The following is a 22,079-nucleotide window of genomic DNA, read 5'->3' as shown; positions in this document are numbered from 1 at the left end:
CTGCCCCTGCTGGTGATACCCGGGCGGTTTGGGGGATACGCCGCCGTTTGTTTGCGGCAGACGGAGTGCGGAGACAACACAGGTACGGGCCATACCCATTCATGGGAATTCGGGGCCCGGCACGGGGAATCACCAGTTTCGGAAGGCCAGTTGGACATGGCGCTCGCGCAGCCCGAACAGGGTGGGCTGTCCCCCGCTGGCGAGCGGTACCCTCAGCCGGAAGGGATCGCGGCGCCGCGCGGCACACTCGCCACCACCGCCTGCATGGAGACCCTCCAGGTGGGCTACCTGCACGCCGTCGCCGCTGCGGCGGGATGCTCGCTGTCCCAGCCCTTCCCGGACAACGGCATCGACTGGCACATCAGCCACAGCGCCCCCGGGCACACCGTGGACGACGAAGTCACCATCAAGGTGCAGCTGAAGTGCACGTACCAGATCCCGCCCGACCCGCCGGGCCGCACCTTCGCCTTCACGCTCGACAACGACCACCTGGCGAAGCTGGCCCGCACCCCCGTCTCGGTGCACAAGATCCTGGTCGTGATGCTGGTGCCGCGGTCCCAGGACGACTGGCTGCGCGCCGGCCACGACCGGCTCGACCTGCGGCACTGCTGCTACTGGATCAACCTCGCGGGCCACCCGATCACCGGCCGGCGCAGGACCACCGTGCGCATACCCACCTCGCGCATCTTCGACGACCGGGCCCTCTGCGAGATCATGACGCGGGTCGGGACGGGAGGCAGACCGTGACCCACCGCCCCATCGACGAGCCCAGGGGCCCCCGGCCCGCCTTCGGCTCGGCCGGCCCCGCCACACCGCGGCCCCACCCCGTCGACGCCACCGCGCTGCGGCAGCACGCGGCGCACGCCGACCTTCCCCAGGCCCCGGACGTGGCGCGCGTCGACCCGGCCGTGCTCGGCGCACTCCTCGACCGGCACGGCTGGCGCAGGCGAGGCGGCGCCGCAGGCCGGTACGCACGCTGGACCCCACCAGGCCCGGGCGGAGGCGGTACCAGCCTCCTGGTGCCCGAGAGCCGCGCCTTCCCCGACAGCGAGGACCTGTTGGGGGAGGCGCTCGTCGCCCTGGCCCGCAGCGGCACGCCCTCCGCGCGCGAGGTCCTCGTCGGGCTCACGGTGCCCAGCGACGAGATCCGCTGGTGGCGCGACGTACCCAGCGGCCCCGCGGGCGCCGCGGCATGGCACGTCGAGGAGCAGCTCCGTGCCGCCGCCCGCCGCATGCTGCTGGCCGCCGCGCTCGCCGTCCGCGGCCGCGCCGGGTATTACGGAGCGCGCCACCGCAGGACCGCCGCGGCGTCCCTGGAGAACGTCCTCGTCGGGGCGGCTCCCGGCGGCCGCACCCTCACCGCGTTCGTGCCGGTCGACCCCGGGCGCGCCCTCGCCGTCCGGCTGCACCAGGCGCTGTACGCCGCCCGTGAGGCCATCGACTACCGCCGCGCCACCGGCGGCATGGACGCGTTCGACGGCGCCGTCGAGGCGGGCGTCAGCCATGAGCTGACCGAATCCGTCATCGCCCTCGTCCGGGGCACCGAAGGAGCCCGTATCGCCGTCGAGTGGGCCCCGGCCGCCGGAGTGCCCGAAGGCTGCGCCTCCGGCGCCGAGGCCGTCGAGTTCTCACCCGGCGACCTGCCCGTGCTGCGCGAGGCGAGCGCCCGCTACCAGCGCAAGGAACCCTCCGTCCCGGTCCGCATCACCGGCACGGTCGTCCGTATGCGCAGGTCGGGTCCGCGTGGTGAGGGCTCGGTCCGGCTGAACGTCATCGGGGGCGCCGACGTGCCGCACGTACGGCTGATCCTCGACGAGGAGGACTACCGCATCGCGGGCCACGCCCACCTCGTGGGGCTCCCGGTGCGGGTGCAGGGCAGGCTGGAGAGCCGCGGCGGGTTCCGCCGGCTCAGCGACGCCTCCGGAGTGGTGCCGGTCGAGGTGGACGACGCGGAGCGGGACCGGCTGATGAAGTCCCTCCAGGAGAACCTCGACTTCTTCGAGGAGGCCTGCGGCGGCGACTGAGGCCGAGCCCCTGAAGGGGATCGCGGAGCTGCCCGGTGACGAGCCGGGCACAACCGTTTCGCGACCGCGGCCTCCGGCTCGGTACGATCCCTAGTGCGCGCGTAACGAGTGATGCGCCGCATCCACCTTCAGGCAGGAGAGTCCGGTGTCAGACGTCCGTGTGATCATCCAACGCGATTCCGAGCGGGAAGAGCGCGTGGTGACGACGGGCACTACGGCCGCCGAGCTCTTCGCCGGTGAGCGCACCATCGTCGCGGCCCGGGTGGGCGGTGAGCTGAAGGACCTCGCGTACGAGGTGAAGGACGGCGAGACCGTAGAGAGCGTCGAGATCTCCTCCGAGGACGGTCTCAACATCCTCCGGCACTCCACCGCGCACGTGATGGCGCAGGCCGTGCAGGAGCTGTTCCCGGAGGCCAAGCTCGGCATCGGCCCGCCGATCCGCGACGGCTTCTACTACGACTTCGACGTCGCCGAGCCGTTCACCCCCGAGGACCTCAAGCGCATCGAGAAGAAGATGCAGGAGATCCAGAAGCGGGGGCAGCGCTTCGCGCGCCGCGTCACCACCGACGAGGACGCCCGCGAGGAGCTCGCGAGCGAGCCGTACAAGCTGGAGCTCATCGGCCTGAAGGGCAATGCCGCGCAGGCCGCCGAGGGCGCCGACGCCGAGGTCGGCGGCGGCGAGCTGACGATCTACGACAACCTGGACGCCAAGACCGGTGAGCTGTGCTGGAAGGACCTCTGCCGCGGTCCCCACCTGCCCACCACCCGGAACATCCCGGCGTTCAAGCTGATGCGCTCCGCCGCCGCGTACTGGCGGGGCAGCGAGAAGAACCCGCAGCTCCAGCGCATCTACGGCACGGCCTGGCCGTCCAAGGACGAGCTCAAGGCGTATCTGGACTTCCTGGTGGAGGCCGAGAAGCGCGATCACCGCAAGCTCGGCGCCGAGCTGGACCTGTTCTCCTTCCCGGAGGAGCTCGGCCCCGGCCTCGCGGTGTTCCACCCCAAGGGCGGTGTCATCCGCAAGGAGATGGAGACCTACTCGCGCAAGCGGCACGAGGTCTCCGGCTACGAGTTCGTGAACACCCCGCACATCTCGAAGGAGCGCCTCTTCGAGATCTCCGGGCACCTGCCGCACTACGCCGACGGCATGTTCCCGCCCATCCAGTTCGACGAGCAGGACTACCGCCTCAAGGCGATGAACTGCCCGATGCACAACCTGATCTTCAAGTCGCGCGGCCGCTCCTACCGTGAACTGCCGCTGCGCCTCTTCGAGTTCGGGACCGTGTACCGGTACGAGAAGTCGGGCGTCGTGCACGGCCTGACCCGCTCGCGCGGGTTCACCCAGGACGACTCGCACATCTACTGCACCAAGGAGCAGATGCCGCAGGAGCTGGACACGCTCCTGACCTTCGTGCTCGACCTGCTGCGCGACTACGGTCTGACCGAGTTCGAGCTGGAGCTGTCCACGCGCGACGAATCGGACAAGTTCATCGGCACGGACGAGGACTGGCAGGAGGCCACGGAGGCACTGCGCCAGGCCGCCGAGAAGCAGGGTCTTCCGCTGGTACCCGACCCGGGCGGCGCGGCGTACTACGGTCCGAAGATCTCCGTGCAGGCCAAGGACGCCATCGGCCGGTCCTGGCAGATGTCGACCATCCAGGTCGACTTCAACCAGCCCAAGCGGTTCAACCTCGAGTACACGGCGGCGGACGGCTCGCGCCAGCAGCCGGTCATGATCCACCGTGCCCTCTTCGGCTCCATCGAGCGGTTCTTCGGGGTGCTCCTGGAGCACTACGCGGGTGCCTTCCCGGCGTGGCTGGCGCCGGTGCAGGCCGTCTGCATCCCGATCGGCGACGCCCACGTGCCCTACCTGGAGGACTTCGCCCGGCAGGCCCGGGAGCAGGGGCTGCGCATCGAGGTCGACGCCTCGTCGGACCGTATGCAGAAGAAGATCCGCAACGCGCAGAAGCAGAAGGTGCCCTTCATGGTCATCGCGGGCGACGAGGACATGGCCAACGGCGCCGTCTCCTTCCGCTACCGCGACGGCTCCCAGGAGAACGGCATCCCGGTCGAGGAGGCCATCGCGAAGATCGCGCAGGTGGTCGCGGACCGCGTGCAGGTCTGACCCGGTCATCAGGCGGGGCCCCGGGGATTTCCCCGGGGCCCCGCCGCTGCCTTCTCCGGCATTGCCCCTGCGGCACCCTCCGAACGGGCGAAGCCATATGCTGCACAACATGACGATTGAGCCGGAGCAGCAGATCGGAGTGGGAACGCAGGACGCGTTCCAGCGCCTGTGGACCCCCCACCGGATGGCGTACATCCAGGGTGAGAACAAGCCGACCGGCCCGGGGGCCGACGACGGCTGTCCCTTCTGCTCGATCCCGGCCAAGTCCGACGAGGACGGGCTGATCATCAAGCGTGGCGAGCAGGTGTACGCGGTGCTCAACCTGTACCCGTACAACGGCGGCCATCTGATGGTGGTGCCCTACCGCCATGTCGCCGACTACACCGAGCTGACCCTGCCCGAGACGGCGGAGCTGGCCGAGCTGACCAAGCAGGCGATGGCGGCCCTGCGCACCGCTTCGGGCGCCCACGGTTTCAACATCGGTATGAACCAGGGCGGTGTCGCGGGCGCGGGCATCGCCGCGCATCTGCACCAGCACGTCGTGCCCCGCTGGGGCGGCGACACGAACTTCATGCCGGTCGTCGGCCACACCAAGGTGCTGCCGCAGCTGCTGGCCGACACCCGCAAGATGCTGGCCGACGCCTGGCCGACGGTGCAGTGAAAGGGGCCGGGGGCGCGGCCCCCGGCATCCCCCCGGCTGCGTGCGGCCGGGCCCCGGAGCCCTACGCGTCGTAGGTGTCGGCCTTCCTGGGCGTCGGGTCCTGCACCAGACCGCTGAGCACCATCGAGCGTGCGCCGAACTTCTCCGTGTCGACGCCGTTCTCCTCCAGCACCTTGAGCGCCGCCGCGTGCACCACGCGCAGTACCGGCGTGGCGGCGCGCAGCGCGTCGTCGGCCATGAACCGGTGCCGCCACGGCTGGTCCGCCCAGGCGTGCCGCAGCCCGAACGGCTCGGGCAGGGCGATCTTGCCGCCGAGGAAGTCGAGGAGCGGCGGGTACCAGGTGAAGGGGGCGCGCACGGCGAGCCGGACCACCTCGTCGGTGTCGACGAGCGGCAGCGTCACCTCGCGCGTCTCCCAGAACCTGACCGTCTTGGCGACCTCCCTGGTCTTCGGCGCCGGCTTCGTCGTGAACAGCGAGTGCACGGGGCCCAGGGCATGCCCGGTCACCTCGATGCGCAGCGTCTCGTGCAGCACGGTCACGGTGATCAGCATCGTGATGACCAGCTGACCGTCCCAGAGGGTGAACTGCACGCCCAGGTAGTGACGGTCGCCGCTGCCGAACTGCTGCTCGTTGCAGATCCGCTGTATCTCGTGCTGCTTGACCTGGTACGCCTCCACGTCCGTGCCCTCCGGACGGGCCACCTCCTTGGCGCCCTCACCGATCGGCGTGACGATCCAGTGCTGTATCGAGGACTTCGGGAAGCCACCGGTGTGCAGTGGACCGCGCTCCAGCATCCGCAGCTGGTCGTGGACCGAACGGATCACGTCCCAGCTGCGGAACGGATGGATCTCGGAACCCGGCTCGCGCGGCACCAGGTCCTCGGCGAGCTGCCAGCTGCCCCAGCGGGTGCCCATGCCGAGAATGCCCTTGGGGCCTGCGTAGAAGACCGAGTTGGAGCGTTGCTCGGCGCTGAGCCGGGCGAGCCCCTGGCGCAGCCGCTCGGCCGCGGTCTCGTTCGGATGGGTGGGCACCGCCTCCGGGACCTTCGCGCCGAGGCCGCCGCCGGCCAGCAGACTGTCCCAGCGCTCCCGCAGGTCCTTGGCGGTGCGCTCGCAGATCCGCTTGGCCCACACCCAGCCGATGACGGGCGCGACCACCGCGCCGCGCGTGTACCAGGCCCAGAAGCCTGAGAACGGAATCCTGATCAGGAAGATCACGGCCAGCACGCCGACGCCGACCAGGAGGGCGGTGGCCAGCGCCGATGTGCGCTTGTCCTCGGTCTTGCCGATCATCCGCCGGATCTGGAAGACGAGCAGCCAGCCGATCAGGCCCGGCAGGAAGATCAGGCCGCACAGCACCATCACCGCGGTGAGCCAGCTGTCGCGCTCCTTGCGGATGCGGTTCGCGGCGAGGCAGTGCTCGACGACGACCTGCGGCTCCGTGCCGAACGACTGGATCAGCGGCTTGCGCGCGCCGCCGAGCATCCGCAGCTGTACCGCCCGCGCGAAGGCCTCGCCCAGATTGGGCTTGAACAGCGACAGCTTGCCCGGCTTGACGACCGACTCGTGCCATTCGTTGTTGGTCTTGAGTATCTCCTCGACGTCACCGTCCCGGTACGCCGCCGAAGCGAGCGCGTTCGTGGCCGCCGTCTGACCCGCGGAACCCGTGAGCGGCACCTGCGCCCCGGGCCTGAAATCGAATGCGTCGTCCGCCACTGCCGCCCCCATCGCCGCCGCGCTCCTCGCTGCTGCGGCATTCCCGACTTCCCTGCCCCGCACACCTGTTGATCAGGTCGAAGACGTGATCGCTCATCAGCGTATCGGCGCGCGCCGACATCCGGCAGGGGACCTGGCAAGGCCGCCCGCCGGAACCGGTCCCGGCGGGCGGCCTGTGCGGCGCCTTCCAACTAGTGGTTGTCCTGGGCCTGTTCGCGCAGTCGCTCGGCGATCTGCGCCGGCATGGGCTCGTGCCGTGCGTAGGACCGGCTGAATCGTGCCGTCCCGTGCGACAGCGACCGCAGGTCCACGGCGTACCGGCCGATCTCGATCTCCGGCACCTCCGCCCGTACGAGTGTCCGCCCGCCCGGCGCCTGTTCGGTTCCCACGACGCGGCCGCGGCGGCTCGACAGGTCGCTCATCACGGCGCCCACGTAGTCGTCGCCGACGAGGACCTGCACCTCGGCCACCGGCTCCAGCAGATGGATCTTCACCTCGACCGCCGCCTCCCGGAGCGCGAGCGCACCCGCCGTCTGGAACGCGGCGTCCGAGGAGTCCACCGAGTGCGCCTTGCCGTCGAGCAGCGTGATCCGCACGTCGATCAGCGGATAGCCCGCCGCGACGCCCTTCGCCGCCTGGGCGCGCACGCCCTTCTCGACGGACGGGATGAACTGCCGCGGCACCGCGCCGCCCACGACCTTGTCCACGAACTCGATGCCGGACCCGCCGGGCAGCGGCTCGACCTCGATCTCGCAGATGGCGTACTGGCCGTGACCGCCCGACTGCTTCACATGCCGGCCGCGCCCGGCGGCCCGGCTCGCGAAGGTCTCCCGCAGCGAGACCTTGTGCGGTACCACGTCGACCTGGACGCCGTAGCGGCTGCGCAGCCGCTCCAGCGCCACATCCGCGTGGGCCTCGCCGAGGCACCACAGGACGACCTGGTGGGTGTCCTGATTCTGTTCGAGCCGCATCGTCGGGTCCTCGGCGACCAGCCGGGACAGGCCCTGCGAGAGCTTGTCCTCGTCGGCCTTGCTGTGCGCCTGGATGGCGAGCGGCAGCAGCGGGTCCGGCATGTCCCACGGCTCCATCAGGAGCGGATCGCCCTTCGCCGACAGGGTGTCGCCGGTCTCCGCCCGGTTCAGCTTGGCCACACAGGCGAGGTCGCCGGCGATGGCCTGGGGCAGGCTGCGCTGCTGTTTGCCGAACGGCGCCGACAGCGCCCCGATGCGCTCGTCGACGTCGTGGTCCTCGTGACCCCGGTCCTCCAGACCGTGCCCCGAGACGTGCACGGTCTCATCGGGGCGCAGCGTGCCGGAGAACACCCGTACGAGCGAGATGCGGCCCACGTACGGATCGGAGGCCGTTTTCACGACCTCCGCGGCCAGCGGCCCCTCCGGGTCGCAGGCGAGGGCCGGGCGGGACGCGCCCTGCGGCGTCGTGACCGCCGGAACCTCACGTTCCAGCGGGGACGGGAAGCCGCGCGTGATCAGCTCGAGGAGCTCGACCGTGCCCAGCCCCTGGCGGGCGCCCTCGGCGGCGGGAGCGGCGGCCAGCACGGGGTGGAAGGCGCCCCGGGCCACGGCCCGCTCCAGGTCCTGCACCAGGGTCTTGAAGTCGACCTGCTCACCGCCGAGGTAGCGGTCCATGAGGGTCTCGTCCTCGCTCTCCGCGATGATCCCCTCGATCAGGCGGTTGCGGGCGTCCTCGATCAGCGGCAGCTGGTCCGGCGCGGGCTCCGCCTCCTTGCGCTCCCCGGAGGCGTAGTCGAACAGCTTCTGGGACAGCAGTCCGATCAGCCCGGTCACCGGCGCGTGCCCGTCCGGGCCGGCCGCGCCGTGCAGCGGCAGGTACAGCGGCAGAACGGCGTCGGGGTCGTCCCCGCCGAAGGCCTCCGCGCAGATTCCGGTCATCTCGTCGAAGTCGGCACGCGCCGCCTCCAAATGGGTGACCACGATGGCGCGCGGCATGCCCACGGCCGCGCACTCCTCCCACAGCATCCGCGTCGTGCCGTCCACGCCGTCCGCCGCCGAGACGACGAAAAGGGCCGCGTCCGCGGCGCGCAGACCGGCCCTGAGCTCCCCGACGAAGTCGGCGTATCCGGGTGTGTCCAGAAGGTTGATCTTGAAGCCGTCCCACTCGACGGGCACCAGTGACAGCTGTACGGAACGCTGCTGTCGGTGCTCGATCTCGTCGTAGTCCGAGACGGTGGCGCCGTCCTCGACACGGCCTGCCCTGTTCACCGCCCCCGCGGTCAGTGCGAGGGCCTCCACGAGAGTCGTCTTGCCCGATCCGCTGTGGCCGACCAGCACCACATTCCGTACGGACGCGGGGTGGTCGGCCGTCGGCGCCCTGCCGGCGGCTCCGGGGTGTTCCTTCGTCCTGTCGCCCATGACTTGCCTCCCGATCGCTTCCACGGTGAGGTCCCTGAAGGGCATCGCCTGCACGGTGTGGTCCCTGGAGGGGCGCGGACACGCAAGACCGCGTGCCGGGCGGCTCCGGCGACGCCCGCGGTGCCTTCGAGCTTTGCACTCCGTCCATGGTGCGTCCATACGTCGTACGCGGCGCGGGGGTGCGGGTGCCCGGGGGTCGCGCCCGCGTGGGCGTGGCTACGATGGGCCAGCCGGTGGTCAGCAGGGGCCGCGCGGCGCACCGACCCTCGGGAAGGCCATGCTGAACAAGTACGCGCGTGCGTTTTTCACGCGTGTTCTCACACCGTTCGCCGCGTTTCTCATCCGCCGTGGGGTCAGCCCCGACATGGTCACGCTGATCGGCACGGCCGGTGTGGTGGCGGGAGCGCTGGTCTTCTACCCCCGGGGCGAGTTCTTCTGGGGCACGGTCGTGATCACACTGTTCGTGTTCTCGGACCTCGTCGACGGCAACATGGCTCGCCAGCTGGGCCGCTCCAGCCGCTGGGGCGCCTTCTTGGACTCCACCCTCGACCGGGTCGCCGACGGAGCCATCTTCGGCGGCTTCGCCCTGTGGTACGCGGGCAACGGCGACGACAATGTGCTGTGTGCCGTCTCCATCTTCTGCCTGGCCAGCGGCCAGGTGGTCTCCTACACCAAGGCCCGCGGCGAGTCGATCGGGCTGCCCGTCGCCGTCAACGGACTGGTGGAGCGCGCGGAGCGGCTGGTGATCTCGCTGGTCGCCGCGGGTCTCGCGGGCCTGCACGGGTTCGGCGTCCCGGGCGTCCAGTGGCTGCTGCCCGTCGCGCTGTGGATCGTGGCCGTGGGCAGCCTCGTCACGCTGATCCAGCGGGTCGTGACCGTCCGCAGGGAGTCCGCCGAGGCCGATGCCGCGACAGCCGCCGGCGGCGGCCCCCAGGGCTCGGCACGCAGCACGGGAGCCACCTCGTGAGCAGGGCACAGGAACGCGCCGCGGACGCGCTGTACGGGCTCGCCTGGAGCACCGTCAAGAGGCTCCCCGAGCCGGCCGCGGTACGCCTCGGCCGGACCATCGCCGATTCCGCCTGGAAGAAGCGCGGCAAGGGCGTGCGGCAGCTGGAGGCGAATCTCGCGCGCGTGCTGCCCGAGGCCGGCCCCGAGCGGCTCGCCGAGCTCTCCCGCGCGGGCATGCACTCGTACATGCGCTACTGGATGGAGTCCTTCCGGCTGCCGGCCTGGAGCGAGGACCGCATCAAGAACGGCTTCGACCCCAAGGGCCTCCACCACCTGACCGACGGGCTCGCCTCCGGGCGGGGCGTCGTCCTCGCCCTGCCGCACATGGCCAACTGGGACCTCGCCGGCGCCTGGGTGACCACCGGGCTGGGCGTGCCCTTCACCACCGTCATGCAGCGCCTCAAGCCGGAGTCGCTGTACGACCGGTTCGTCGCCTACCGCGCCGGCCTCGGCATGGAGGTGCTGCCGCACACCGGTGGCTCCGCCTTCGGGACGCTCGCGCGGCGGCTGCGCGCAGGCGGCCTGGTCTGCCTCGTCGCCGACCGGGACCTGTCCGCCACCGGTGTCGAGGTGAGCTTCTTCGGAGAGACCACCCGCATGCCCGCCGGGCCCGCGACGCTCGCCCAGCAGACCGGTGCCCTGCTGCTGCCCGTCACCCTCTGGTACGACGAGTCACCCGTCCTCAAGGGCCACATCCACGCTCCCATAGAGGTCCCCGAGACCGGCGACCGCACGGAGCGGACGGCCGTCATGACCCAGGCGATGGCGGACGCCTTCGCGGCCGGGATCGCCGAGCACCCGGAGGACTGGCACATGCTCCAGCGCCTGTGGCTCGCCGACCTGGAGCCCCGTCCGGAGCCGGATGGGGAGCCGCCGGCATGAGGATCGGCATCGTCTGCCCGTACTCCTGGGACGTGCCGGGCGGCGTCCAGTTCCACATCCGCGACCTCGCGGAGCATCTGATCCGCCTCGGACACGCGGTCTCCGTGCTCGCGCCCGCGGACGACGAGACCCCGCTGCCGCCGTACGTCGTCTCCGCGGGCCGGGCCGTCCCCGTCCCGTACAACGGCTCCGTCGCCCGCCTGAACTTCGGCTTCCTGTCCGCCGCGCGTGTCCGGCGCTGGCTGCACGACGGCACGTTCGACGTGATCCACATCCACGAGCCGACCTCGCCGTCGCTGGGCCTGCTGAGCTGCTGGGCCGCGCAGGGCCCCATCGTGGCGACCTTCCACACCTCGAACCCACGGTCCCGGGCGATGATCGCCGCGTATCCGATCCTCCAGCCCGCGCTGGAGAAGATCAGCGCGCGGATCGCGGTCAGCGAGTACGCACGCCGCACCCTGGTGGAGCACCTGGGCGGGGACGCCGTGGTCATCCCCAACGGCGTCGACGTCGACTTCTTCGCCGACGCCGAACCGCGCCCCGAGTGGCAGGGCGGGACGATCGGCTTCATCGGCCGCATCGACGAGCCCCGCAAGGGCCTGCCCGTACTGATGCGCGCGCTGCCGAAGATCTTCGCCGAGTACCCCCGGGCGAGGCTGCTGGTCGCCGGGCGGGGCGACGAGGAGGAAGCGGTCGCGACCCTCCCCGAGGAGATGCGCTCCCGCGTCGAGTTCCTCGGCATGGTCAGTGACGAGGACAAGGCGCGGCTGCTGCGCAGCGTCGACCTGTACGTGGCGCCCAACACCGGCGGCGAGAGCTTCGGCATCATCCTCGTCGAGGCGATGTCCGCGGGGGCTCCGGTGCTCGCCTCCGACCTCGACGCCTTCGCCCAGGTCCTCGACCAGGGCGCGGCGGGCGAGCTCTTCACCAACGAGGACGCCGACGACCTCGCCGCCGCGGCGGTACGGCTGCTCGGGGACCCCGAGCGCCGGGAGGAGCTGCGGCTGCGCGGCAGCAAGCACGTGCGCCGATTCGACTGGTCCACCGTCGGTGCGGACATCCTGTCGGTGTACGAGACGGTCACGGACGGCGCGGCCGCCGTGGCCGAGGACGACCGCACGGGGCTGCGCGCACGGTTCGGACTGGCCCGGGAGTAGACCGGGAGTGGACACCGCCACCACGGAGTCCACCCGTCCGGTGCCGAGCCCGGCGGTCGGGGCGCGGTGGGGCGGGCCGGGGGAGGGCCCGCCGCGGGCGCCCCGTACCGGGCCGTCGTGCCGGTAGCCTGTGCGCCCGTGACCTCCACCTTCATCTGGATCGCGGTAGCGCTTGTCGTGATCGGCCTGTACCTGAGCTGGACCGCGGGCCGCCTGGACAGGCTCCACGCGAGGATCGACGCCGCGAGGGCCGCCCTGGACGCCCAGCTCCTGCGCCGCGCGTCGGTCGCCCAGGAGCTCGCCACCGCCGGCGTCCTCGATCCGGCCGCCTCGATCGTGCTCTACGAGGCCGCGCACGCCGCGCGCCAGGCGGAGGAGGAACAGCGGGAGGTGGCCGAGAGCGAGCTGAGCCAGGCGCTGCGCGCGGTCTTCGCGGAGACCCCGCAGGTCGACGCGGTGCGCGAGGCGCCGGGCGGCGAGGAGGCCGCGGGGGAGCTCGCCCAGGCCGTGCGCCGCGTCCCCATGGCGCGTCGCTTCCACAACGACGCCGTGCGCGCCGCCCGGGCACTGCGCCGGCACCGCAAGGTCCGCTGGTTCCGCCTCGCCGGACACGCGCCCTTCCCGATGGCCTTCGAGATGGACGACGAGCCGCCCGCGGCCCTCGCCGACCGCGCGACGGGCTGACGCCGGCGCGTGCGCCGCCCCCCGGCGGCCGCCCGGGGCGAAGCCCGACGGCTCCCTCCTGCCGGTCCCCGCATGCCCCGAAAATCGCCTGCCCGGCCTTCGAAACGCAGGGGCACGCGCGCGTGGCCGATGAAAACGAGCCACCGGCTGTTCATTGGCCCTTGTTGCGGTCCACACCCGCCGGGTTTCCTCGGTGCAGCAAACTCGTCTTCACCCTGTGAGGTCACCCGTGTCCAGCACGCTCTCCAGCAACACCCCGGCCGACGCACCCGCCACCGGCACCGCGCGCGTGAAGCGCGGCATGGCCGAGCAGCTCAAGGGCGGCGTCATCATGGACGTCGTCACGCCGGAGCAGGCGAAGATCGCCGAGGACGCGGGCGCCGTGGCCGTCATGGCCCTGGAGCGGGTGCCCGCCGACATCCGCAAGGACGGCGGCGTGGCGCGCATGTCGGACCCCGACATGATCGAGGGCATCATCAGCGCCGTCTCCATCCCGGTGATGGCCAAGTCCCGCATCGGCCACTTCGTCGAGGCCCAGGTCCTGCAGTCCCTCGGCGTCGACTACATCGACGAGTCCGAGGTGCTGACCCCGGCCGACGAGGTCAACCACTCCGACAAGTGGGCCTTCACCACCCCCTTCGTGTGCGGTGCCACCAACCTGGGTGAGGCCCTGCGCCGTATCGCCGAGGGCGCGGCCATGATCCGCTCCAAGGGCGAGGCCGGCACCGGCAACGTCGTCGAGGCCGTCCGCCACCTGCGCCAGATCAAGAACGAGATCGCCCGCCTGCGCGGCTTCGACAACCACGAGCTGTACGCCGCCGCCAAGGAGCTGCGCGCCCCGTACGAGCTCGTCAAGGAGGTCGCCGAGCTCGGCAAGCTGCCGGTCGTGCTGTTCTCCGCCGGTGGTGTCGCCACCCCGGCCGACGCCGCCCTGATGCGTCAGCTCGGCGCCGAGGGCGTCTTCGTCGGCTCCGGCATCTTCAAGTCGGGCGACCCGGCCAAGCGCGCCGCCGCCATCGTGAAGGCCACCACCTTCTACGACGACCCGAAGATCATCGCGGACGCGTCCCGCAACCTCGGCGAGGCCATGGTCGGCATCAACTGCGACACCCTGCCCGAGACCGAGCGCTACGCCAACCGCGGCTGGTAAGCGGGTACGTCCTGATGAGCACACCCGTCATCGGTGTCCTGGCCCTCCAGGGCGACGTACGGGAGCACCTGATCGCCCTGGCCGCGGCGGACGCCGTGGCCAGGCCGGTGAGGCGCCCCGAGGAGCTCGCCGAGGTCGATGGACTGGTCATCCCCGGTGGTGAGTCCACCACCATCTCCAAGCTGGCCGTCCTGTTCGGCCTCATGGAGCCCCTCCGCGCGCGCGTGCGCGACGGCATGCCGGTCTACGGCACCTGCGCGGGCATGATCATGCTCGCCGACAAGATCCTCGACCCGCGCTCGGGCCAGGAGACCATCGGCGGCATCGACATGATCGTGCGCCGTAACGCCTTCGGGCGGCAGAACGAGTCCTTCGAGGCCGCGGTCCAGGTCGCGGGCGTCGAGGGCGCCCCCGTCGAGGGCGTCTTCATCCGTGCCCCCTGGGTCGAGTCCGTGGGCGCGGCGGCCGAGGTGCTCGCCGAGCACGAGGGCCATATCGTCGCCGTCCGCCAGGGCCACGCCCTCGCCACGTCGTTCCACCCTGAACTGACCGGCGATCACCGGCTGCACGCACTCTTCGTCGACATGGTGCGCGAAGTCCGGGGGTGAGATCCCGGTAGGATCGAGGAGTTCGTACAGAGATTGGTTACGCGAAGGAGACAGGCAGATGTCCGGCCACTCTAAATGGGCCACGACTAAGCACAAGAAGGCCGTGATCGACGCCAAGCGCGGCAAGCTCTTCGCGAAGCTGATCAAGAACATCGAGGTCGCTGCGCGCATGGGCGGCGTCGACCTCGACGGCAACCCGACGCTCTACGACGCCGTCCAGAAGGCCAAGAAGCAGTCGGTCCCGAACAAGAACATCGACTCCGCGATCAAGCGGGGCGGCGGTCTCGAGGCCGGCGGCGCCGACTACGAGACGATCATGTACGAGGGCTACGGACCGAACGGCGTCGCGGTGCTCATCGAGTGCCTCACCGACAACCGCAACCGCGCCGCGTCCGACGTCCGCGTCGCCATGACCCGCAACGGCGGCTCCATGGCCGACCCGGGCTCCGTCTCGTACCTCTTCAACCGCAAGGGCGTCGTGATCGTCCCCAAGGGCGAGCTGGCCGAGGACGACGTCCTGGGCGCGGTCCTCGAGGCCGGCGCCGAGGAGGTCAACGACCTGGGCGAGTCCTTCGAGGTGCTCAGCGAGGCCACCGACCTCGTCGCGGTCCGCACCGCGCTCCAGGAAGCCGGGATCGACTACGACTCGGCCGAGGCCAACTTCGTCCCGACCATGCAGGTCGAGCTGGACGAGGAGGGCGCGAAGAAGATCTTCAAGCTCATCGACGCGCTCGAGGACAGCGACGACGTGCAGAACGTCTTCGCCAACTTCGACGTCTCCGACGACATCATGGAGAAGGTCGACGCCTGAGCCGCGCACCAGGGCATCGCACGACGGGCCGACGGGACACACCCCGTCGGCCCGTCGCGTTGTCGGTGCCACCCGATAGCCTGCACAGGCAGCTGAACACACGGCCGAAAACACCGTCGGCCGATGTCAGGGGAGGGGGTGCGCGGTGCGCGTACTCGGCGTGGACCCGGGACTGACCCGGTGCGGTATCGGCGTCGTCGAAGGCGTCGCCGGACGGCCGCTCACCATGCTCGGCGTCGGCGTGGTCCGCACCCCGCCGGACGCCGACATCGGTCACCGCCTGGTCGCCATCGAGCAGGGCATCGAGCAGTGGCTCGACGAGCACCGGCCGGAGTACGTGGCCGTGGAGCGCGTCTTCAGCCAGCACAACGTCCGCACGGTCATGGGCACCGCCCAGGCCAGCGCCGTCGCCATGCTCTGCGCGACCCGCCGCGGCCTCCCCGTGGCCCTGCACACCCCCAGCGAGGTCAAGGCCGCGGTCACCGGAAACGGCCGCGCAGACAAGGCCCAGGTCGGCGCCATGGTGACACGGCTGCTGCGACTCGCCGCCCCGCCGAAGCCCGCCGACGCCGCCGACGCCCTGGCCCTCGCCATCTGCCACATCTGGCGCGCCCCCGCGGTCAACCGCCTCCAGCAGGCACACGCAGCCGCGCGTGCCGCCGCCCGCAACTCCCGAGAGGTCACCCGATGATCGCCTTCGTCAGCGGCCCCGTCGCCGCGCTCGCCCCGGACGCCGCCGTGGTCGAGGTCGGCGGCATCGGCTTCGCCGTCCAGTGCTCTCCCCACACGCTCTCCGGACTCCGGGCGGGGCAGCAGGCCAAGCTCGCCACCTCACTCGTCGTGCGCGAGGACTCGCTGACCCTGTACGGCTTCCTGGAGGACGACGAGAAGCAGGTCTTCGAACTGCTCCAGACCGCGAGCGGCGTGGGACCGCGCCTCGCCCAGGCGATGCTCGCCGTGCACCGCCCCGACGACCTGCGCCGGGCGGTCGCCACCGGCGACGAGAAGGCCCTCACCGCCGTCCCGGGCATCGGCAAGAAGGGCGCCCAGAAGCTGCTCCTCGAACTGAAGGACCGCCTCGGCGAGCCCCTCGGCACCGGCCCCGCCGTCGGCACCCCGGTCACCCCCGGCTGGCGCGACCAGCTCCACGCCGCCCTCATCGGCCTCGGCTACGCCACCCGGGAGGCCGACGAGGCGGTCACCGCGGTCACCCCCCGGGCGGAGGCCACCGAGGGCACGCCCCAGGTCGGACAGCTGCTGAAGGCGGCCCTGCAGACGCTGAACCGCACCCGGTGAGCCGCGCCCCGCGGCCCACCGCAGGCACCGGCCCGCCGGGGCGCGCGGCCGCGGCCCCGGCGTGACACCGACCGACATCCACGACCCGCGAGGCACCCACCCGTGAACCCGTACGACCCCGAACCCGCCGCCGACGACATCCCGGGCCCCCGGCTCGTCGGCGCCGCAGCCGACGGCGACGACCAGGCCGTCGAAGCGGCGCTGCGCCCGAAGTCGCTGGACGAATTCGTCGGCCAGGAACGGGTCCGCGAGCAGCTCGACCTCGTCCTCAGGGCGGCCCGCCAGCGCGGTGCCACGGCCGACCACGTCCTGCTCTCCGGCGCCCCCGGCCTCGGCAAGACCACCCTTTCGATGATCATCGCCGCGGAGATGGGCGCCCCCATCCGCATCACCAGCGGCCCGGCCATCCAGCACGCCGGCGACCTGGCCGCGATCCTCTCCTCGCTCCAGGAGGGCGAGGTCCTCTTCCTCGACGAGATCCACCGCATGTCCCGTCCCGCCGAAGAGATGCTCTACATGGCGATGGAGGACTTCCGCGTCGACGTGATCGTCGGCAAGGGGCCCGGCGCCACCGCCATCCCGCTCGACCTGCCGCCCTTCACCCTGGTCGGCGCCACGACACGGGCGGGCCTGCTGCCCCCGCCCCTGCGTGACCGTTTCGGGTTCACCGCGCACATGGAGTTCTACGAGCCCGCCGAGCTGGAGCGCGTCGTCCACCGCTCCGCACATCTCCTGGACGTCACCATCGATGCCGACGGCGCCGCCGAGATCGCCGGTCGTTCCCGCGGCACGCCGCGTATCGCCAACCGTCTGTTGCGCCGCGTACGCGACTATGCGCAGGTCAAGGCCGACGGAGTGATCACCCGCGAGATCGCGGCGGCGGCCCTGGGCGTCTACGAGGTCGACGCCCGCGGCCTGGACCGCCTCGACCGGGCCGTCCTGCAGGCCCTGCTCAAGCTCTTCGGCGGGGGCCCCGTCGGGCTGTCGACCCTCTCGGTCGCGGTGGGGGAGGAGCGCGAGACCGTCGAGGAGGTGGCGGAGCCCTTCCTGGTCAGGGAGGGACTGCTGGCCCGCACCCCGCGGGGCCGTGTGGCCACCCCGGCGGCCTGGGAGCACCTGGGCCTGACACCGCCGCGCCAGGCCCCCGGGGGTCCCGCCGCGGCCAGGGGACAGGGCGACCTGTTCGGGGCGTGACGGCGCGGGCAGTCGCGGGGGCAGGAACTGCGGTGCCATGCTGAGCGTTGTTCCATCAGTGCGGACTCGCTTAGACTCCGCCGATGCCGCCTTTGCAGGCGGCGAGCCCCCGCCGCCCCCGGGCGGCGCGTCCACCCCCATCGACAGGCCGCTCCCCGTGGCGGTCGCCTTTGAAGGAAGTTCCCACCCGTGAGTCTCGTGACCCTCCTCCCGTTCATCGTGCTCATCGGGGCCATGTTCCTGATGACCCGGTCTGCCAAGAAGAAGCAGCAGCAGGCCGTGGCGATGCGGGACCATCTGCAGCCCGGCACCGGCGTCCGTACGATCGGAGGCTTGTACGCCACGGTCAAGGAGGTCAACGACGAGACGGTGCTGCTCGACGCCGCGCCCGGCGTCCACCTGATCTTCGCCAAGAACGCGATCGGTGCGGTGCTCGACGACGCCGAGTACAACCGCATCGTCCACGGCATCGAGGGTGACCTGGACACCGACACCCCGGTCGTCCCCGACGACGTCTCCTCCCTCACCGGGGCCGACGAGCCCGCCGAGGCCACCGACGACTCGCGCATCGACCTCGGCAAGAAGGACGCCGCGGCCGAGAAGACCGAGGCCGAAGGCACCGAGGCCGCCGACGACACCAAGGCGGCCGACGCCGAGACCGAGGCAGCCGAGCCGAAGAAGACCGACGGCGAGTCCGACGCGAAGTAGTCACGACCAGGGACCGCGGCGAGCCCACCGGCAGGCCGCGGTCCCCGGAGCGTGCGGCTTTCGCATGGAATCCCCACACCATGTCATGGCCGCCCGAGCACACCCGACCACGGGCGGTTGGAGAGGGAGATCGAGAAGGTGGCAGCACCGAAGAAGGGCCGGAGTCGAGGCGCCCAGGGACATCCTGGCCGCACCTTGGCCCTGATGCTGATCGTCATGGCAGCGCTGACCGGGGGCATGTTCCTGTCAGGTCACCCCACGCCGCGACTCGGCATCGACCTCGCCGGCGGCACCAGCATCACGCTCGAGGCGAAGAGCGAGCCCGGCCAGGAATCCGCGATCAACAAGACCAACATGGACACCGCGGTCGACATCATGAACCGCCGTGTCAATGGCCTGGGCGTCTCCGAGGCGGAGGTGCAGACCCAGGGCGGTCGCAACATCATCGTCAACATCCCCAAGGGCACCAATTCCGAGCAGGCCCGGCAGCAGGTCGGCACCACCGCCAAGCTGTACTTCCGTCCGGTGCTCGTGGTCGCCCCCGGCACGCCCACGCCCGAGCCCTCCGGCACCCCGTCGGCCAGCCCCTCCCCGGCCGGCGACAAGAACAAGGGCCAGTCCGGTGAGAAGGCGACCTCCTCCACGCCGACCGCGACCCCCACACCCAGCGCCACCCCGCAGGGCCGCGCCGTCACCGACGGGCTGAAGGCCGCCGCCGCGGCGTCGCCGTCGCCCAGCGCGAGCACCTCGGCCAAGCCCTCGGCCACCCCCTCGCCCCAGCCGTCCGCCAACGCCATCGCGAAGCTCCAGGAGCAGTTCAAGACGCTGAACTGCAAGGACCGCGCGGCCCGCGTCAAGGCCACGCAGGGCGTGAAGCCGTCCGACCCGCTGGTCGCGTGCGGCAAGAACTCCCAGAACCAGTGGGAGAAGTACATCCTCGACAAGGCCGAGGTCGACGGGACCGACATCTCCAAGTCGCGCGCCATGCTGGACCCGCAGCGCGGCATCTGGAAGGTCACGATGGACTTCACGAGCAAGGGCTCGAAGAAGTTCGCGGCGACCACCAGCAAGCTTTCGCAGCAGCAGCCCCCGATGAACCAGTTCGCCATCGTGCTCGACGGCGACGTGGTGTCCGCCCCCAGCGTCGGCGAGACCCTGAGCGGCAGCGCCGAGATCACCGGCAGCTTCACCCAGGAGTCCGCCCAGAGCCTCGCCAACATGCTGTCGTACGGTGCGCTGCCGCTGTCCTTCCGTGAGGCGAGCGTCACCACCGTCACCGCCGCGCTCGGCGGCGAGCAGCTGCACGCCGGTCTGATCGCCGGTGCCATCGGCCTCGCGCTGGTCGTGATCTACCTGGTGGTCTACTACCGGGGCCTGTCCCTGATCGCCGTCGCCTCGCTGCTCACGTCCGCGATCCTCACGTACGTGATCATGTCGCTGCTCGGCCCGACCATCCATTTCGCGCTGAACCTGCCCGCGGTCTGCGGTGCGATCGTGGCCATCGGTATCACCGCCGACTCGTTCATCGTGTTCTTCGAGCGCATCCGTGACGAGGTCCGTGAGGGCCGTACGCTGCGGCCCGCCGTCGAACGGGCCTGGCCGCGCGCCCGGCGCACCATCCTGGTCTCCGACTTCGTGTCGTTCCTGGCCGCTGCCGTGCTCTTCATCGTCACGGTCGGCAAGGTCCAGGGCTTCGCGTTCACGCTGGGTCTGACCACCCTGCTCGACGTGGTCGTCGTCTTCTTCTTCACCAAGCCGCTGATGACGATCCTCGCCCGCAGGAAGTTCTTCGCGGAGGGCCACCCGTGGTCCGGCCTCGATCCCAAGCGTCTCGGTGCCAAGCCTCCGCTGCGTCGCACCCGCCGTCCGTCCGCCCCCGTCGACCCGAAGGAGGCGTGAGATGTCGAAGCTCGGCAGCCTCGGCGCCCGGCTCTACCGCGGCGAGGTCGGATACGACTTCGTCGGCAAGCGCAAGATCTGGTACGGCGTCTCCATCCTGATCACCATCACGGCCATCGTCGGCCTGGCGGTGCGGGGCCTGAACATGGGCATCGAGTTCCAGGGCGGCGCCGTCTTCACGACCCCGAGGACCAGCATCTCCGCCGCCGAGGCCGAGAAGTCCGCGGAAACGGTCGCGGGCCACGACGCGATCGTGCAGAAGCTCGGCACCGGTGGCCTGCGCATCCAGATCGCCGGTGTGGACACCAACAAGTCCGACCCGATCAAGGCGGCCCTGGCCAAGGACCTGAACGTCAACCCGGAGAAGATCAACGCGGACCTGGTCGGTCCCAGCTGGGGTGAGCAGATCGCCAACAAGGCCTGGGAGGGCCTGGCGATCTTCATGGTGCTCGTCGTGATCTACCTGGCGATCGCCTTCGAATGGCGCATGGCACTCGCCGCGCTCGTCGCCCTGATCCACGACATCACCATCACCACCGGGATCTACGCCCTCGTCGGCTTCGAGGTCACCCCGGGCACCGTGATCGGTCTGCTGACCATCCTCGGTTACTCGCTCTACGACACGGTCGTCGTCTTCGACTCGCTCAAGGAGCAGACGAAGGACATCACCAAGCAGACCCGCTTCACCTACAGCGATATCGCCAACCGCTCGATCAACGGCACACTGGTGCGTTCGATCAACACCACGGTCGTGGCGCTGCTGCCGGTCGCCGGCCTGCTCTTCATCGGCGGCGGCGTCCTGGGCGCGGGCATGCTCAACGACATCTCGCTGTCGCTGTTCGTCGGCCTCGCGGCCGGTGCGTACTCCTCGATCTTCATCGCCACGCCGCTCGTCGCCGACCTCAAGGAGCGCGAGCCGCAGATGAAGAACCTCAGGAAGCGCGTGCTCGCCAAGCGCGCCGCCGCCGGCGCCCAGGGCGACTCGGCCGAGGGCCAGGCGGCCGGCGGTGAGGGCCCGGAGGACGCGGAGCACGACGGCGCCGCCCCGGCAGTGGTCGGCCCGCGCAGCCAGCCCGCCCGCAACCGCGGCCGCGGCCGCCCCTCGGGGAAGCGCCGATGACCGAGTCGCCCATCTCCGCGCTGCTGCTCAGCCGCATCAGGGACGTTCCGGACTACCCGGAGCCGGGCGTGATGTTCAAGGACATCACCCCCCTCCTCGCGGACCCGCCGGCGTTCACCGCGCTGACCGAGGCCCTCGCCGACGTGTGTGCCCGCCACGGAGCGACGAAGATCGTCGGCCTGGAGGCGCGCGGGTTCATCCTGGGCGCGCCGGTCGCCGTCCGCGCGGGTCTGGGCTTCATCCCCGTGCGCAAGGCGGGCAAGCTCCCCGGGGCGACGCTCAGCCAGGCGTACGACCTGGAGTACGGCTCCGCCGAGATCGAGGTGCACGCCGAGGACCTGCTCCCGGGCGACCGGGTCATGGTCATCGACGACGTCCTCGCCACCGGCGGCACCGCCGGGGCCACGCTGGAGCTGATCCGGCGGGCGGGCGCCGAGGTCGCGGGCATCGCGGTCCTGATGGAGCTGGGCTTCCTCGGAGGCCGCGGCCGTCTGGAGCCGGCCCTGGCGGGCGCCCCGCTGGAGGCGCTGCTCACGGTCTGAGCCGTCGTACGACGTCGAGGCGGGCCCGGGAGGAATCCCGGGCCCGCCTCGCACGTTTCAGGAGCAGAGAATCGGCCCGGGACGAACCCGAGGCCGAGGATCG

19 protein-coding genes and 1 pseudogene are annotated in these 22,079 nt (G+C 71.2%); 18 read left to right on the top strand and 2 right to left on the bottom strand.

What is annotated here, in order from left to right; all coding sequences use genetic code 11:
• Positions 1–156: 156 nt before the first annotated feature.
• The 4 genes from ACWCP6_RS11065 to ACWCP6_RS11050 all read left to right on the top strand — a co-directional run bounded on the left by ACWCP6_RS11065 (position 157) and on the right by ACWCP6_RS11050 (position 4,810).
• Positions 157–747 carry a DUF4365 domain-containing protein gene (locus ACWCP6_RS11065; protein ID WP_450932090.1) on the top strand — a complete coding sequence of 197 codons (591 nt, stop codon included), beginning with the start codon at positions 157–159 and terminating at the stop codon, positions 745–747.
• Complete coding sequence (locus ACWCP6_RS11060; RefSeq protein WP_450932089.1) at positions 744–2,024, top strand: hypothetical protein; 1,281 nt, start codon at positions 744–746, stop codon at positions 2,022–2,024. The genes ACWCP6_RS11065 and ACWCP6_RS11060 overlap by 4 nt, the downstream gene beginning before the upstream one ends.
• A 145-nt stretch (positions 2,025–2,169) precedes the next feature.
• Positions 2,170–4,149 carry a threonine--tRNA ligase gene (thrS, locus tag ACWCP6_RS11055; protein WP_450932088.1) on the top strand — a complete coding sequence of 660 codons (1,980 nt, stop codon included), beginning with the start codon at positions 2,170–2,172 and terminating at the stop codon, positions 4,147–4,149.
• A 97-nt stretch (positions 4,150–4,246) separates the two neighbouring features.
• Positions 4,247–4,810, top strand: coding sequence for an HIT family protein (locus ACWCP6_RS11050; RefSeq protein ID WP_450932087.1), 564 nt, complete (start codon positions 4,247–4,249; stop codon positions 4,808–4,810).
• Positions 4,811–4,871: 61 nt separating this feature from the next.
• On the opposite strand, the gene ACWCP6_RS11045 is transcribed toward ACWCP6_RS11050, so the two are convergent.
• Both ACWCP6_RS11045 and ACWCP6_RS11040 read right to left on the bottom strand, forming a co-directional pair.
• Positions 4,872–6,539: a hypothetical protein gene (locus ACWCP6_RS11045; RefSeq protein ID WP_450932086.1), complete on the bottom strand. Its 1,668-nt coding sequence runs from the start codon at positions 6,537–6,539 to the stop codon at positions 4,872–4,874.
• 179 nt (positions 6,540–6,718) lie between these two features.
• On the bottom strand, positions 6,719–8,917 hold the full coding sequence (locus tag ACWCP6_RS11040) for an elongation factor G-like protein EF-G2 (protein WP_450932085.1): 2,199 nt from the start codon (positions 8,915–8,917) through the stop codon (positions 6,719–6,721).
• Positions 8,918–9,138: 221 nt separating this feature from the next.
• Between ACWCP6_RS11040 and pgsA the strand changes: the two are divergent.
• The 14 genes and pseudogenes from pgsA (at position 9,139) to ACWCP6_RS10970 (ending at position 21,976) form a co-directional block, all read left to right on the top strand.
• Positions 9,139–9,884: pseudogene (gene pgsA / locus ACWCP6_RS11035) on the top strand (phosphatidylinositol phosphate synthase).
• The gene (locus tag ACWCP6_RS11030) at positions 9,881–10,807 is read left to right on the top strand and encodes a phosphatidylinositol mannoside acyltransferase (RefSeq protein ID WP_450932084.1); all 927 of its coding nucleotides are present in this window, start codon (positions 9,881–9,883) and stop codon (positions 10,805–10,807) included. The pseudogene pgsA and the gene ACWCP6_RS11030 overlap by 4 nt, the downstream one beginning before the upstream one ends.
• Positions 10,804–11,964, top strand: a complete 1,161-nt coding sequence (locus ACWCP6_RS11025) for a glycosyltransferase family 4 protein (RefSeq protein WP_450932083.1) — start codon at positions 10,804–10,806, stop codon at positions 11,962–11,964. Before ACWCP6_RS11030 ends, ACWCP6_RS11025 begins: the two co-directional genes overlap by 4 nt.
• A gap of 138 nt (positions 11,965–12,102) precedes the next feature.
• Positions 12,103–12,648: a hypothetical protein gene (locus ACWCP6_RS11020; protein WP_450932082.1), complete on the top strand. Its 546-nt coding sequence runs from the start codon at positions 12,103–12,105 to the stop codon at positions 12,646–12,648.
• Between the two features lie 229 nt (positions 12,649–12,877).
• Positions 12,878–13,798 carry a pyridoxal 5'-phosphate synthase lyase subunit PdxS gene (gene pdxS, locus ACWCP6_RS11015; protein WP_450932081.1) on the top strand — a complete coding sequence of 307 codons (921 nt, stop codon included), beginning with the start codon at positions 12,878–12,880 and terminating at the stop codon, positions 13,796–13,798.
• A gap of 14 nt (positions 13,799–13,812) precedes the next feature.
• Positions 13,813–14,406 carry a pyridoxal 5'-phosphate synthase glutaminase subunit PdxT gene (pdxT, locus tag ACWCP6_RS11010; RefSeq protein ID WP_450932080.1) on the top strand — a complete coding sequence of 198 codons (594 nt, stop codon included), beginning with the start codon at positions 13,813–13,815 and terminating at the stop codon, positions 14,404–14,406.
• Between the two features lie 58 nt (positions 14,407–14,464).
• On the top strand, positions 14,465–15,217 hold the full coding sequence (locus tag ACWCP6_RS11005) for a YebC/PmpR family DNA-binding transcriptional regulator (protein WP_450932079.1): 753 nt from the start codon (positions 14,465–14,467) through the stop codon (positions 15,215–15,217).
• Positions 15,218–15,362: 145 nt separating this feature from the next.
• Positions 15,363–15,908: a crossover junction endodeoxyribonuclease RuvC gene (gene ruvC / locus ACWCP6_RS11000; protein ID WP_450932078.1), complete on the top strand. Its 546-nt coding sequence runs from the start codon at positions 15,363–15,365 to the stop codon at positions 15,906–15,908.
• Positions 15,905–16,513 carry a Holliday junction branch migration protein RuvA gene (gene ruvA / locus ACWCP6_RS10995; RefSeq protein WP_450932077.1) on the top strand — a complete coding sequence of 203 codons (609 nt, stop codon included), beginning with the start codon at positions 15,905–15,907 and terminating at the stop codon, positions 16,511–16,513. Before ruvC ends, ruvA begins: the two co-directional genes overlap by 4 nt.
• A 102-nt stretch (positions 16,514–16,615) precedes the next feature.
• Entirely contained in the window at positions 16,616–17,707 is a 1,092-nt protein-coding gene (gene ruvB, locus ACWCP6_RS10990) for a Holliday junction branch migration DNA helicase RuvB (protein WP_450932076.1), read from the top strand.
• A 189-nt stretch (positions 17,708–17,896) separates the two neighbouring features.
• Positions 17,897–18,415 carry a preprotein translocase subunit YajC gene (gene yajC / locus ACWCP6_RS10985; RefSeq protein ID WP_450932075.1) on the top strand — a complete coding sequence of 173 codons (519 nt, stop codon included), beginning with the start codon at positions 17,897–17,899 and terminating at the stop codon, positions 18,413–18,415.
• Between the two features lie 138 nt (positions 18,416–18,553).
• Positions 18,554–20,314, top strand: coding sequence for a protein translocase subunit SecD (secD, locus tag ACWCP6_RS10980; RefSeq protein ID WP_450932074.1), 1,761 nt, complete (start codon positions 18,554–18,556; stop codon positions 20,312–20,314).
• Between the two features lies 1 nt (position 20,315).
• The gene (gene secF, locus ACWCP6_RS10975; RefSeq protein WP_450932073.1) at positions 20,316–21,434 is read left to right on the top strand and encodes a protein translocase subunit SecF; all 1,119 of its coding nucleotides are present in this window, start codon (positions 20,316–20,318) and stop codon (positions 21,432–21,434) included.
• Positions 21,431–21,976: an adenine phosphoribosyltransferase gene (locus ACWCP6_RS10970; protein ID WP_450932072.1), complete on the top strand. Its 546-nt coding sequence runs from the start codon at positions 21,431–21,433 to the stop codon at positions 21,974–21,976. The genes secF and ACWCP6_RS10970 overlap by 4 nt, the downstream gene beginning before the upstream one ends.
• The last annotated feature ends 103 nt before the right edge of the window (positions 21,977–22,079 follow it).

Source organism: Streptomyces sp. NPDC002004 (genome assembly GCF_053593975.1).
Note: the sequence above shows the minus strand (reverse complement) of the source record. Positions and strands in the feature narration are given on the sequence as shown.

What these genes read in the sequence shown, in the direction of transcription:
- ACWCP6_RS11065 (WP_450932090.1), top strand. Translation starts at nt 157, where the DNA reads ATGGCGCTCGCGCAGCCCGAACAGGGTGGGCTGTCCCCCGCTGGCGAG.
- ACWCP6_RS11050 (WP_450932087.1), top strand. Translation starts at nt 4,247, where the DNA reads ATGCTGCACAACATGACGATTGAGCCGGAGCAGCAGATCGGAGTGGGA.
- ACWCP6_RS11045 (WP_450932086.1), bottom strand. Translation starts at nt 6,539, where the DNA reads ATGGGGGCGGCAGTGGCGGACGACGCATTCGATTTCAGGCCCGGGGCG.
- ACWCP6_RS11040 (WP_450932085.1), bottom strand. Translation starts at nt 8,917, where the DNA reads ATGGGCGACAGGACGAAGGAACACCCCGGAGCCGCCGGCAGGGCGCCG.
- ACWCP6_RS11025 (WP_450932083.1), top strand. Translation starts at nt 10,804, where the DNA reads ATGAGGATCGGCATCGTCTGCCCGTACTCCTGGGACGTGCCGGGCGGC.
- pdxT (WP_450932080.1), top strand. Translation starts at nt 13,813, where the DNA reads ATGAGCACACCCGTCATCGGTGTCCTGGCCCTCCAGGGCGACGTACGG.
- ACWCP6_RS11005 (WP_450932079.1), top strand. Translation starts at nt 14,465, where the DNA reads ATGTCCGGCCACTCTAAATGGGCCACGACTAAGCACAAGAAGGCCGTG.
- ruvA (WP_450932077.1), top strand. Translation starts at nt 15,905, where the DNA reads ATGATCGCCTTCGTCAGCGGCCCCGTCGCCGCGCTCGCCCCGGACGCC.
- secF (WP_450932073.1), top strand. Translation starts at nt 20,316, where the DNA reads ATGTCGAAGCTCGGCAGCCTCGGCGCCCGGCTCTACCGCGGCGAGGTC.
- ACWCP6_RS10970 (WP_450932072.1), top strand. Translation starts at nt 21,431, where the DNA reads ATGACCGAGTCGCCCATCTCCGCGCTGCTGCTCAGCCGCATCAGGGAC.